General features: G+C 54.5%; 11 protein-coding genes. 5 read left to right on the top strand and 6 right to left on the bottom strand.

Going from position 1 to position 12,213, the window contains the following annotated elements:
• Window positions 1-443: 443 nt before the first annotated feature.
• Window positions 444-773: a BON domain-containing protein gene (locus HNI00_RS11270; protein ID WP_316793354.1), complete on the bottom strand. Its 330-nt coding sequence runs from the start codon at window positions 771-773 to the stop codon at window positions 444-446.
• A 432-nt stretch (window positions 774-1,205) separates the two neighbouring features.
• Between HNI00_RS11270 and psaC the strand changes: the two genes are divergently transcribed.
• Both psaC and glmS read left to right on the top strand, forming a co-directional pair.
• Window positions 1,206-1,451, top strand: coding sequence for a photosystem I iron-sulfur center protein PsaC (gene psaC, locus HNI00_RS11265; protein WP_012307203.1), 246 nt, complete (start codon window positions 1,206-1,208; stop codon window positions 1,449-1,451).
• Window positions 1,452-1,834: 383 nt separating this feature from the next.
• Window positions 1,835-3,736, top strand: a complete 1,902-nt coding sequence (gene glmS, locus HNI00_RS11260) for a glutamine--fructose-6-phosphate transaminase (isomerizing) (RefSeq protein WP_316793337.1) — start codon at window positions 1,835-1,837, stop codon at window positions 3,734-3,736.
• Between the two features lie 112 nt (window positions 3,737-3,848).
• Here glmS and HNI00_RS11255 read toward each other — a convergent pair whose 3' ends face one another.
• Genes HNI00_RS11255 through mnmH form a run of 3 tightly spaced genes read right to left on the bottom strand, consistent with a single transcriptional unit; the run spans window position 3,849 to window position 6,199 of the window.
• On the bottom strand, window positions 3,849-4,898 hold the full coding sequence (locus tag HNI00_RS11255; protein WP_420156349.1) for an RsmB/NOP family class I SAM-dependent RNA methyltransferase: 1,050 nt from the start codon (window positions 4,896-4,898) through the stop codon (window positions 3,849-3,851).
• Window positions 4,899-4,950: 52 nt separating this feature from the next.
• On the bottom strand, window positions 4,951-5,130 hold the full coding sequence (locus HNI00_RS11250; RefSeq protein WP_316793333.1) for a hypothetical protein: 180 nt from the start codon (window positions 5,128-5,130) through the stop codon (window positions 4,951-4,953).
• A complete protein-coding gene (gene mnmH / locus HNI00_RS11245) occupies window positions 5,123-6,199 on the bottom strand; it encodes a tRNA 2-selenouridine(34) synthase MnmH (RefSeq protein ID WP_316793331.1) in 1,077 nt (358 codons plus the stop codon). Before mnmH ends, HNI00_RS11250 begins: the two co-directional genes overlap by 8 nt.
• Window positions 6,200-6,363: 164 nt before the next feature.
• Between mnmH and HNI00_RS11240 the strand changes: the two genes are divergently transcribed.
• Window positions 6,364-6,822, top strand: a complete 459-nt coding sequence (locus HNI00_RS11240; protein ID WP_068509002.1) for a hypothetical protein — start codon at window positions 6,364-6,366, stop codon at window positions 6,820-6,822.
• Between the two features lie 491 nt (window positions 6,823-7,313).
• Here HNI00_RS11240 and HNI00_RS11235 read toward each other — a convergent pair whose 3' ends face one another.
• A complete protein-coding gene (locus HNI00_RS11235; protein WP_316793329.1) occupies window positions 7,314-8,396 on the bottom strand; it encodes a response regulator in 1,083 nt (360 codons plus the stop codon).
• A 553-nt stretch (window positions 8,397-8,949) separates the two neighbouring features.
• Entirely contained in the window at window positions 8,950-9,297 is a 348-nt protein-coding gene (locus HNI00_RS11230; RefSeq protein WP_316793327.1) for a hypothetical protein, read from the bottom strand.
• Between the two features lie 479 nt (window positions 9,298-9,776).
• Here HNI00_RS11230 and HNI00_RS11225 point away from each other — a divergent pair, with 479 nt between their 5' ends.
• Together HNI00_RS11225 and HNI00_RS11220 are read left to right on the top strand one after the other, a co-directional pair.
• On the top strand, window positions 9,777-11,693 hold the full coding sequence (locus tag HNI00_RS11225; protein ID WP_316793325.1) for a response regulator: 1,917 nt from the start codon (window positions 9,777-9,779) through the stop codon (window positions 11,691-11,693).
• A gap of 80 nt (window positions 11,694-11,773) precedes the next feature.
• Window positions 11,774-12,157 (top strand): response regulator, encoded by a 384-nt coding sequence (locus HNI00_RS11220; RefSeq protein ID WP_316793323.1) that lies wholly within the window; start codon window positions 11,774-11,776, stop codon window positions 12,155-12,157.
• The last annotated feature ends 56 nt before the right edge of the window (window positions 12,158-12,213 follow it).

Here is a 12,213-nt window from a genome sequence, read left to right as displayed (position 1 = left end):
TGTGTCTTAAAACTTTAAACTTTCTAGGTCGTTGATTGCCCTAAGTCGATCCCCCTAAATCCCCCTTAAAAAGGGGGGCTTCCGGAGCAGTTTTGCCCGGTTCCCCCCTTAGGAAGGGGGGATAGGGGGGATCAAAGGGTTTTAAAGCACGCTCTAGGACGCTCTGCATGGCCCCAAGGCAACACAAGCCCTCAGGAACCAGGCTTTCGTTCAAGACAGCTTAGCCAAATCCCAAGAAAACGGAGCAGGACTCTGGATGGAAAAGCCACCTCAAACCCTACCCCGACCCGGATATTGCGCTCTCGAAAGGAACGTCTGACTAAGATATAGCAAGGTCTCCGGGTCGGAATTGTGTTGTGAATCACGATCTGAGGGCGATCCTGAGGGCGATCGCAGCTCGTGTCGTGATTATGCAGTGCTAGTGCAGTCAGCAGACCGCCTGCCTAGCCAACTTTGACCTGGCTGGTGTCTACGTCTGTTGCACCATTCACGCCGCGAGCGATGGACACCGCACGGCTCAAGTAATCCTGGCTGGGCACTTCACCCTTTAGCACCACCTTGCTGCCCAACTGCGCTACCCACAGGCGCTCCAGATCGTCCAGTTGAGGATCTTCGTCGAAGGCCAGCGCCACACGCTTTGCCAGACCGCTCTCATCAAACGCGCCATCCAGCCCAACCTTTTCAGGGGGGATGCCTGCCTGAGCCGGTGCAGGAGCAGCGGAAGCGTTTGCAGGCTTCTTGCTGCCGGGGAATAGTCTACTTAGCCAACCCATAGTCTAGGCCTCTCAAAAATTTCAAAAGAGTTCAATTTCAAGTGAATTTACGGTTTCTGGGAATACCCCAGGTAGATTATGAAGTGAGTCCCCTGCTTTTGGGAGGGAAGCAAGGTTAATTTAATAATCCATGCCAGTGTCCATCAGGCTTTGCAATTTGAAGGGGGGTTCTTCAGTGTTCAAACAAGCTTGCTGAAACTGGAGAGTTTCTGATATACACGATTGATTTTGAAACTGAGATATTACGTTGTTTGAAGTTTTTCGAGGGTTTTCTGAATCTGGCAAAAGCGCTGCTGTAAACTAGTCTCGACTGCAAAAGGTTATGGTTCGGTCTGGTCAAGGGATTCAGCGTTTTGCGATCGCCCTGCCGCAGCCCGAACAGCATTACTCTGATATAACCCTGTCGCTAGATCGTTTGGAGCCTCTATATCCATGTCGCATTCAGTCAAAATTTACGACACCTGCATCGGCTGCACCCAGTGCGTCCGCGCCTGCCCGCTAGACGTTCTGGAAATGGTGCCCTGGGACGGGTGCAAAGCCGGACAAATTGCCTCCTCGCCCCGCACCGAAGATTGCGTCGGCTGCAAGCGCTGCGAAACGGCTTGCCCTACTGACTTCCTGAGCATTCGGGTCTATCTGGGTGCCGAAACCACCCGCAGCATGGGGCTGGCGTACTAGGTTCTATTGATTCCACTGATTCCACTAGGGTCTATCTCTGGATTCGGGTTGATTCGGATTTTGTCTAAGACTTGTTTAGGACTTGTCTAAGACCTGTCTAGAAGTCTAAAACCCGTCCAGAAACAGGTGGCAGGGGGCCTTGCGTCCGCTCCATCCGTTCTTGGATACGCATAGCAACCACCAGCAGGAGGGCGATCGCCTTCCTGTTTTTTATTGCCGATGGCTCGTAGGACGGCTCTTTAGGACAGCTCGTCGTGCGATCGCCGATCCAGCGATCGTGACCAAGGCTGCATTCCTGACGGCGCTTTCTCCTAAACTAGATGGAGCATTGCGAGCATGAGCAACCCTGAAACACGGTCAGACGAGCCAGGAGACCAGAAACCATGTGCGGAATTGTGGGCTATATCGGGACGCAGACAGCCAGCGGCATTCTTCTGGAAGGACTCCGCAAGCTGGAATATCGGGGTTATGACTCGGCAGGCATCGCCACCGTGTGGGAAGGGAAGCTGCATCGCGTGCGGGCAAAGGGGAAACTGTTTAACCTCCAGTCCAAGCTGGAGGGCGAAGAATTGCCGGGATTCGTCGGCATTGGGCACACCCGCTGGGCCACCCACGGCAAGCCCGAAGAACACAACGCCCATCCCCATTTCGACATGGCAGGGCAAGTGGCGGTGGTGCAAAACGGCATCATTGAGAACTACCGCGAACTGCGCGAAGAACTGCGGCAGCGTGGCTATGAGTTTGTCACCGAAACCGATACCGAAGTCATTCCTAACCTTGTTGCCGAGTGCCTGCAAACCATGCGGCAGAATGGCGAGGTAGACAGCCTCTATTCTCCGCTGACGGAGGCCGTGCGGCGCGTGGTGCAGCGGCTAGAGGGAGCGTTTGCCATCGTGGTGCTGGCGGCAGACTATGCCGATGAGATTGTGGTGGCGCGGCAGCAGGCTCCGCTGGTGCTGGGGTTTGGGCAGGGCGAGTTTTTCTGCGCGTCGGATGTGCCTGCGATTTTGCCCTATACCCATGCCGTCGTGCCGCTGGAAAATGGCGAAATGGCAACCCTGTCGCCGCTGGGGGTGGAGGTGTATACCTTTGCGGGCGATCGCCTCAAAAAGCACCCCCATCGCCTGGCCAGCACCTCCCTCACCACCGAAAAGCAGGGCTTCAAACACTTCATGCTCAAGGAAATCTATGAGCAGCCCAGCGTCGTGCGAACCTGTTTGGAATCCTATGTCAACAGCGAATGGACGACCGCCAGCAGCACTAATCCGATTAACCTCGGCTTGCCGGACGATCTCTATACTGACCTAGAGCAGATCCACATCGTCGCCTGCGGCACCAGTTGGCACGCCAGCCTCGTCGGCAAGCACCTGCTTGAGCAACTGGCGCAGGTTCCCAGCCAGGTTCACTACGCCTCAGAATTCCGCTATGCCTTGCCGCCGCTGACTCCCAATACGCTGCTGATCGGCGTGACCCAATCTGGCGAAACAGCCGATACGCTCTCTGCCATCCACAGCGAAAAAGACCGTCGCGCCAGCCTGTCGGCCGCCTACCAGCCGCGCCTGCTGGGCATTACCAACCGTTTGCAAAGCACCCTCACGCGCCTGGTCGATAGCGTCATCGATACCCACGCCGGAATTGAGATTGGGGTCGCCGCCACGAAAACCTTTATCGCCCAACTGATGGCGTTTTACTGCCTGTCGCTGGATCTGGCCTATCGCCGCCAGACGGTTTCCCCGACGCGACTGGAGGAGTTGCTCAAACAACTCTGGCAACTGCCTGCCCAGCTAGAGGCGCTGCTGGAAACCCAGGAAAAGCGAATCGAGGAACTGGCCCATGAGTTTGTGGAAACGCAGGACTTTATCTTTTTGGGGCGCGGCATTAATTTCCCCATCGCCCTGGAGGGAGCGCTAAAGCTGAAGGAGATCAGCTACATCCATGCAGAGGGCTATCCGGCTGGCGAGATGAAGCACGGCCCGATCGCCCTACTGGATGAAAAAGTGCCCGTGGTGGCGATCGCCATGCCTGGAACCGTTTACGAAAAAGTGCTGTCTAACGCGCAGGAAGCCAAAGCCCGCGATGCCCGACTGATCGGCGTGATGCCGCCCAGCGATCCGCACGCCGCCGAAGTGTTTAACGACCTGCTGCCTGTACCAGAAGTGGATGAACTGCTGTCGCCGCTGCTGACGGTGATTCCGCTGCAATTTCTCGCCTATCACATTGCCGCCCGCCGGGGGCTGGACGTAGACCAACCGCGCAACTTGGCCAAGTCGGTGACCGTGGAATAGTCACAGAAATCGTCACGGCTCAGATCATCGCATGGCAGCGGAGCGGCATTTCACGGCGACTTAACGGCGACTTAACGGCGACTCAGCAGCGACTCCTGCGTCTGCGTTTGCGCTAACTCAGCGGCGAATGGTCAGGCCTGTCTCGAATCCAGACGGGGCGCGATATTGCTCCGCAATGCTGGCGCAATTGCCCCCAAAATTCCGCCCAACCCGCTTCCCCAATCTCCCGCGCCGCGCCCGCATCCTGGTTTTGCAGCAGCACCGTAAACGCGCCCGCCCCCAGCCCATCCTGGGGAAACATGCGGTAGCAGGGCAATTCCGTCAGGGGCGACTGAAGCGCCGCCAGCGGGGGCACAGACACGGGCGCAAACTGGGGAAACCGTTCCACAAACCAGTCCATCACGCCCTCGTTTTCGGCGGGGGAATAGGCGCAGGTCATGTAGGCGAGATGCCCGCCGGGAGCCACCAGCCGCGCCGCGTTGGCCAAAATCCGCTTTTGCCGATTGGCGTTTTTGTTGATGGAAACCGGATGGAAGCAGCCCGGTGCGGTTTCGCCCTTGGCCAGGAGCGATTGCCCCGTGCAGGGCGCATCCACGATGACCAGATCCGCCGCCTGGGGCATTGCTTCTGCTAGCACCTGCGAATCCAGGCTGACGGCGGCCACCCGCTGCGGCGCAGTGTTTTCGGCGGGGGTAAAACATCGCCGCAGGTTCGACACCAGCGCCCCCATGCGCTTGCCGATGGTTTCGTTGCTCAGCAAGAGCGCGGGTTGCAGCGTTGTGCCCGCAAAGATGCCCTTGCCGCCGGGGGAAGCGCAGAGGTCGATGATGGTCTGGAGCGGCCTGCCCGCCTGCGCCTTCAGCAGCGCAATGGGGGAAATGGCGAACACCGACGAAAAATCCAGGCAGTAGAAATACCCCGCCTCGTGCCACGGATGAGCGCCCGGCCGCTCTCCCAGCGCCAGCCGATCGACGGGAGCGGGCTGCCAAGACACGGTGGGGGCGATCGCAAACGGCAAGGACTCCGGCCGCGGGCGACACCAGAGAATGCAGGGGTGAAACGGCTGCGGCCGCGTCAGCGCGGTGACAAAGCGTCCCTGCTCCAGCGGATCATCAAACAACTGGCGGCTGAGCTTGAGCAGAAGGTTTGAGGGCTTTTCCACGGTGTCGATTTTGGATTTCTGGGATTTTAGATTTTGGATTTTGGATTTTGGCTTAGGCATTTTCAGGGCTTCTGGCAATTTTATTTGCAGTTTTATTTGCAGGGGAACTTACAAGAGAACCGACAACCTGGATAACGTGCCCACCAAAATCCAAAATCCCCAATCCAAATTTTGAAACATCGGCCAGCCCTGACGGCGTGCCCACCAAAATCCAAAATCCGAAATCAACCATCGGGAGTCAGGGCGAGGTCGCAAAGGGCGGGCGGGTCCTCCGAAACCGTGGCGGGGAGGGCGCGGGCGAAGGCCAGGAGGCGATCGCCACATTCGGCCGCAGACAGCCCTGCTACCTCAATGGGATAGCGGGGGACGGAACGGCGCGTCAGGTCGTAGGTGTAGGTTTTGTCGTAGTAGGTGAGCAGCAGGTCGAAGGCTTCGGGGAGCCGCCGCGCTTGCAGGAGGGCGATCGCCTCCTGAGTTCGCAGCCCGCCCAAGCGCTTGCGGATGCGCTCGGTGGCGGCAACCAGGTCGTCGGTAGAAAAGCCGCCGTAGTCTCTGACCAAAATTTCTAGCCGCTCCGCCTGGGGACGCACCAGTTCCAGCACTGCCGCCCGATCCATCTGGCGAAACAGCGGCTCCGGCACGCGGCAGAGTCCGATGCGCTTGCTTTCGGCTTCGATCCACACGGGCCGCGTCGGGTCAAACCCCGCCCAGCGCACAGCGATTTCGTTTTCAAACTGCTCATTGGTGGGCTGGGGGGGTTGGCCCAACATGCCGAAGCTGCTGCCCCGGTGGTGGGCGATCGCCTCCAAATCCAGCACTTGTTCGCCGCGTTCCGCCAGCGCGTGCAGCACGGCAGTCTTGCCTGTGCCCGTCATGCCGCCCAGAATCCAGATTGGCCGCGTCCATGCGGGAACCGTCAGCGCCCACCGCCGAAAGGTTTTGTAGCCACCCACCAGCGTTGTTACAGACAGCCCCCCCATGCCCAGCACCCAGGCCACAGCTTCGCTCCGCATTCCGCCGCGCCAGCAGTGCAGCCGCACCCGGCCATTTCCAGCGAGCGATCGCGCCTGGGCGATAAACCCGGCAAACTTTGGCCCCGCCAGAGCAAAGCCCAGTTCCACAGCGGCATCCCGCCCCTGCTGTTTGTAGCAGGTTCCCACCTGCGCCCGCTCGTCGTCGGTAAACAGTGGAAAGCTGATTGCGCCGGGAATGTGTCCCTGGGCAAACTCGGCCGGGCTGCGGACATCGAGCAGCACTCCGGGCGCAGCTAGAAAATCGGATAGAGCAAGCGCTTGGGTCATGAATAGAGCTAAAAGGGAGCCAGAAGGAACCTAAAGAGGGCACAAAAAGAGTCGCAAAATCCAGAGAATACCTGGCATTTTGTCCAGATGCCTGCCATACTTCCAAACCGAATCGGAAGTGGTATCATGCCGAAGTTCTTAAGCAATTTTATCGGAGCTTTTATATGTCGTTTTCTCCTGAGGAAGGTGCGGCGATTCTCAAGGCGGTGACCATGAGCGGCATGGCAGTGGCGATCGCCGACATGGGCATTGTCTCTACAGCGATCGAAGCAGCGGCTCTGGCAAAGGAAGTCGTGGGTGCAGCCGCCAAGTACCCGACGAACTCGATCATCCAGGGGGTGTTTACTGAAGAAGCTCTGAAGACCTTCAAGCCTGAAACGCCTAAGGACGTAACGCCCGACAATGCGGTAGACATGGCGATCGCCGCGGTAAACGACGCTCTGACGACACTGGAATCCAAAGCCACCCCTGCCGAAATCGCTGAGTATAAACAGTTTATCTACAGCGCCGCAACCCATGTGGCCGAGGCCGCTGGCAGCGGTCTGTTTGGCTCTGGCGCAAACAAGATCAGTCCTGAGGAAGCCGCAACGCTAGCCAAGCTCAAAACGGCGCTAGCTATCTAAACTGACGGTTGATATCGGTTCTTGGTTTTAGATTTGCAATTTTGGATTTGCGATTTTGGGCTGCTAATTGGACTGCTAATCTGTATAGGACTTGCAGCAGTTTCATTCAGAGCGCTATTGGGAGGAGTTGAGACTAGATTAGCTCAGTTGGATGCGCGTGAATGCACGAGATAGCTAACCTTTCAAATTTCAAATCAACCCTAAGCCATGCGCTTTTGTTTTCATTGAACGGTGCGTGGCTTTTTTTAGAGGCTGTTTGAAAAGTCCTACTGTTTGTAGCAAAGCGTGCAAGATCCCCCTAAATCCCCCTTAAAAAGGGGGACTTTAAGGCGGTTTCCCCCTTTTTAAGGGGGGCTAAGGGGGGATCTCTGAGTGCTTAGCATTACAAACGCTACCTTTTCAAACACCCTCTTAATTTGTCAGTTCAGAAAACTAAATCAGTCAACCAAAATCGCTAAGCCAAAATCGCCAATCTAAAATCCAAATCAACATCAGGCGGGCAGCGTAAAGTAAAAGACCGAACCAACTCCGGGCTGAGATTCGACCCAAATTCGCCCGCGATGCAGTTCTACAATTTTTCGACAAATAGCCAGCCCTAGCCCCGTTCCGGGATAGTTTTCAGCAGTATGCAGTCGTTGAAAAATTTCAAAAATCGACTTTAGATGGGACGCTTCAATGCCAATGCCGTTGTCGTGTATTGCAAATAGCCAGTCTGTTTCACGCTGGGTTGCAGTGACCAAAACCTGGGGCGATCGCCCTTCAGGCACAAACTTAATGGCATTCCCAATCAAATTTTGAAAAACCTGGACAAGCTGCACCTGGTTTGCCTGAACGACTGGAAGATTTTCATAGGTAATGCTGGCATTTTTTTCGGCAATGCTCGTTTCCAGATTTTCCAGAACGATGTCTAAAATCACTGTACAGTCAGTCGTATCTAGCTCATGTTCCTGATGCCCCAACTGGGCATAGCTCAGCAAGCCCTGAATCAACTGCTGCGATCGCCTGCCAGATTCCAAAATTCCCGCCAGATGCTCGACGGACGTTTTATCTAGATGAGTTTCATGCTTCATCATCAGCAGTTTGGCAAAGCCCATCATCGTTTGCAGGGGTTGCTGCAAATCGTGAGAAACCGCATAGGCAAACTGCTCTAGCTCCCGGTTGGAATGCAGCAACTCCTCATTGCGCTGAATGAGCTGATGCTGGAGTTTTTGTAGGCGCATCTGTGTTTCAACGCGGGCTATCACCTCTGCTTCTTGAAAAGGTTTTGTGATGTAGTCTACACCACCCGCATCAAACGCTTTCACCTTATCCATGACATCACTCAGTGCGCTAATAAAAATCACTGGGATACGGCTGGTTCTTGGATTGTCTTTTAGGATCTGGCAAACGGCGTAGCCATCCATTTCTGGCATTCGCACATCCAGCAAAATGATGCTAGGCAGGCTGGCTTGAATAGAGGCGATCGCACTTTGTCCACTCAGCGCCTTGCGGACTTTGTATCCTTGTTTTGTCAGGATTGCCGACAGCACCCGCAGGTTATCCGGCATATCATCGATAATTAAAATATCACCCATTTTTGACAGAGAATCTGTAGAGACGTTGGCTGGGCTATCGACCTTGGATCTGCCCGACCAATCAGCATGTTTATCTATAGATTCACGTCTCATTTCTAAAATTTTCAACACTTTTTAGTACGTCAATTTCGGAACACTTTGTCTTGCTGATGCATCGCAGCGGAGCTAGTATAAAGCAGTCTTTAATTAATGATTTGCTCTATCAGGGGCGATCGCTCCCTCAGCCGATTTCATCTCCCGTCCATTATCTAAGCATTCTGCTGAGATTCAGGGTTCAGGTCGAGCAGTTTGGCGGGTGTATCCCACTTTTGCAACCCTCACCCTAATCCCTCTCCCAAAGCGGGAGAGGGACTTCCAATCCGGCTTCCCTTCTCTCAACAACGGAGAAGGGGCTGGGGGATGAGGGCAAACTTGCAGAACTGGGATGTGCCCAGTTTGGTGGAGCGCTCTTTAGCTTCAGGACTTTCATAATGAAAAAGGCAATTACGATAGAGACAGATCAATCCAATCAATCGAATCAATCCAGTCAATCCAACAAAATAGCCCTAGTGAGCTAAGTATATCCAGTTCTTAAAATTTGCTGTCTCCCTGCTTTGGGAAAGCCCTTAGCAGATTTTGGAAATTTGATCTGGGCTAGCCCAATAAGTTGCCTCTGGTTAGAAAAGCTTGCTTCTCTTGCTTCTATGCATTGCCGCTGTTGGAAAACTTGAAAAACAGAGAAAGCAGGGTTAAAAGTCAGCATCAGGACGCTTAATTTCTGCTTTAAAAGATAAACCTTTACAGCCTTAAACTTGCGACATTGAGTAACGAGTTCAAACCCCTGGAACCTGGCAGAAGCGTTTAAAGTTCTGCCGTAAATTCTGCCGTAAGTTCTGCCGTAAATATAGTGCTTGGCGTGCATAAAAAGAGATTTCAGCAGGAATTGAGCGCTTGGAATTTCATGATTTAGAAAAAAGTGACAATTTGCCAGTAATTCTCCTGTTTTGGGGAGTGACTGGGTTTAGAGTACCCATTCTGTGCGAAATTTAGCAGGTCAGAAGTAAGGCTTTTGGTGGGTTGAACCGATGTCTATCCCAGCAGTTTGCGGGAATTTACGGAAATTCACTGGCGAAAGGTTCAGACCCAGACGCATTACTAGAACTCACTTCAACAAAAAGCTTCTTCAGAGATTAATTGCGCGTTTTCAGGATTAAAGCTTTGATTAACTTGGTGCTGGGTACTCCTACTTAGGGAATTCTGGGTGAATCCAGGACAAGTCTCACTACATATTAAGTATTTATGCTTAAAATATGCCCGTTTTTAGCATTTGCTTAGGGTTCTTTGTCCAATTGGGCGAGCAAGGCGGGGAGCAAACTCTCAAGACTACGACAACTCAGACTTATGCGGCTCCTGCTGGTAGAAGATGACGAACTCTTTGTCCATGCGCTGTCAACCTATTTGGTGGCGCAGCGCTACGCAGTGGATGTAGCGACCGATGGAGAGTCGGGCTGGAGCTACATCCAGGCAACCACTTACGATCTGGTGGTGCTGGATGTCAACTTACCAAAGCTCAACGGGTTTCAGCTTTGCCAGCGGATTCGGCAGGCGGGCTATCATCAGCCGATTTTGCTGCTGACGGCCAAGGATGACAGCGCGGACAAGGTGACTGGGCTAGATGCAGGAGCAGACGATTACGTCGTGAAGCCCTGCACTGTTGAGGAACTCTCTGCCCGTATCCGGGCGCTGTTGCGCCGACAGCAACTTCCTGCTGCGCCTGTGCTGGAGTGGAGCGGGCTGCGACTAGATCCTGGCGCTTGCAATGTGACCTATGGGGGGCGAGAGGTGTTGCTGACCTCTAAGGAATACAGTCTGCTGGAACTATTTTTGCGCTATCCCCAGCGTGTGTTTAGCAGTAGCAGCATTTTGGAGCGACTGTGGGCGTTTGAAGAATCGCCCGGCGAAGAGGCTGTGAGAGCGCTGATGAAGCGGCTGCGCCAAAAGTTGCGGGCGGCGGGCACTCCAGACCTGATCGAAACGCTGTATGGCCAGGGCTATCGCCTAAAACCCCTGGAAGAAGATTCAGCGGGCGATCGCCCTGCTCTAGCTTCTGCATCCGACCTCGATCCTGCTCCCACCCCTGCGCCTGATCCCAACTCTAATCGCCGCGATCCCCGTGAAGCTGCCCTGGAAGCCTGGGAACAGTTTCGAGAACCAATGCTGGAGCAACTGACTTATCTCGATCAGGCTGTGGCAATGCTCCAGCGTGAATCTTTTTCTCCGGCGATGCGTGATCTGGCTGAGCAAGCTGCTCATAAATTGGCGGGGGCGCTGGGTATGTTTGGGTTTCCGCAGGGTTCTCGTCTGGCGCGAGCCATCGAACAACACCTACAGGCAACGGATGCGCCGATCGCAGCGGCTCCCCTCTCGTCGCTGGTTGCCCAGCTACAGGAGGAATTGTCGTCTCCGCCTCAGTTGTCTGGTTTTTCAGCGGGGCTTTCTCCATCTGCATTGTCTGATAGCCAATCGCCTCTGGCGCTGCTGATCATGCATGAAACAAAAGCCTTTGTGGCCCAAGTGCAGACGGAGGGTGCGTCGTGCGACATCGAGGCAGAGGGGGTGACTTCGGTCGCGGCGGCCAGGGCGGCGATCGCCCGTCGGGTGCCCGATGCAGTGCTGCTCAGCCTCACCCTTGTCAACGCCCTGCCTGGGGGCTTAGCGCTATTGCAAGACCTGACGGCTCAGTTTCCGACCTTGCCAATTCTGGTGATTGCCAATAGCGATAATCTGGGCGATCGCCTGGAGTTGCTTTGCCGCAGCCGCTGCCAGTTTGTGCCCAAAGACGTTCCGCTGGGAACTCTATTAATGACCGTGCGCGATGTGGTGGAGTCTCATCAACTGGCAGGAATGCGAATATTAGTGGTGGATGATGACCCAATAGTGCTGACGGCCCTGCGGCAAATGCTCTCGCCCTGGCAGGTTCACCTGTTTACCCTGGAAGACTCTAGCCAGTTTTGGGAAACCCTAAGCGCGATCGCGCCGGACTTGCTAATTTTGGATGTTGAGATGCCGCAGATGAATGGAGTGCAGATTTGCCAGATTGTGCGGAGCGATCATACCTGGAATCGTTTACCCATCATCTTCCTGACCGGGCATCAGGACATGGCAACCGTGCAACAGCTTTTAAGCGTCGGTGCAGATGATTGCCTCACCAAGCCCTTTAGCGAATCTGAACTACTCTTTCGTCTATGCAATCGCTTAAGCCGGACGCGCCTTTCCCCAAATCAGTTGCGACTGCGCCTGAGCAATAAATCAGCGTAAACTCCCAAATGGGACGTTGAGATAGGACATTGAGATAGGACGTTGAAAACAACACAGCATTTTTTTGCCTGGTGATGTTTATGGCAGCTCGACAGGTATTGCTCATTGATGATGAAGCAGCAATTCGCACGATTGCAAAAGCCAGCCTGCAATTTACACGAGACTGGAATGTGCTGACGGCAGCCTCTGGCGAAGAAGGGATGGCGATCGCCCAATCCCATCAGCCAGACGCAATTTTACTGGATGTTAAAATGCCAAAAGTTGACGGACTCGCCACGCTCAAAGCCCTCAAGGAAAATACCGCCACTCAGCAAATTCCGGTGATCCTTCTTACAGCTACCGTTAAAGTGGTGGCTCAACAGCAGTACGCCCAACTCGGCGCAAAGGCGGTCATTATCAAGCCCTTCGATCCGGCAACTTTGGCCAGCCAAATTGAGGTCGCCCTCAACTGGAATGCACCCTAAATACTTTGTAAATTAAGTTTTTTGGACTCAAGCGAGTGAGTAGTAGACTGTTCACA

Origin of the sequence: Thermoleptolyngbya oregonensis NK1-22 (genome assembly GCF_032705245.1) — a bacterium.
Classification (GTDB): Bacteria; Cyanobacteriota; Cyanobacteriia; order Elainellales; family Elainellaceae; genus Thermoleptolyngbya; species Thermoleptolyngbya sichuanensis.
This window is presented reverse-complemented; position numbering and strand designations above follow the sequence as displayed.

Excerpts from the sequence above, each read along its gene's own strand:
- HNI00_RS11270 (WP_316793354.1), bottom strand. The coding sequence starts at position 773 with ATGGGTTGGCTAAGTAGACTATTCCCCGGCAGCAAGAAGCCTGCAAAC.
- psaC (WP_012307203.1), top strand. The coding sequence starts at position 1,206 with ATGTCGCATTCAGTCAAAATTTACGACACCTGCATCGGCTGCACCCAG.
- glmS (WP_316793337.1), top strand. The coding sequence starts at position 1,835 with ATGTGCGGAATTGTGGGCTATATCGGGACGCAGACAGCCAGCGGCATT.
- HNI00_RS11250 (WP_316793333.1), bottom strand. The coding sequence starts at position 5,130 with ATGGTTGATTTCGGATTTTGGATTTTGGTGGGCACGCCGTCAGGGCTG.
- mnmH (WP_316793331.1), bottom strand. The coding sequence starts at position 6,199 with ATGACCCAAGCGCTTGCTCTATCCGATTTTCTAGCTGCGCCCGGAGTG.
- HNI00_RS11240 (WP_068509002.1), top strand. The coding sequence starts at position 6,364 with ATGTCGTTTTCTCCTGAGGAAGGTGCGGCGATTCTCAAGGCGGTGACC.
- HNI00_RS11235 (WP_316793329.1), bottom strand. The coding sequence starts at position 8,396 with ATGGGTGATATTTTAATTATCGATGATATGCCGGATAACCTGCGGGTG.
- HNI00_RS11230 (WP_316793327.1), bottom strand. The coding sequence starts at position 9,297 with ATGCACGCCAAGCACTATATTTACGGCAGAACTTACGGCAGAATTTAC.
- HNI00_RS11225 (WP_316793325.1), top strand. The coding sequence starts at position 9,777 with ATGCGGCTCCTGCTGGTAGAAGATGACGAACTCTTTGTCCATGCGCTG.
- HNI00_RS11220 (WP_316793323.1), top strand. The coding sequence starts at position 11,774 with ATGGCAGCTCGACAGGTATTGCTCATTGATGATGAAGCAGCAATTCGC.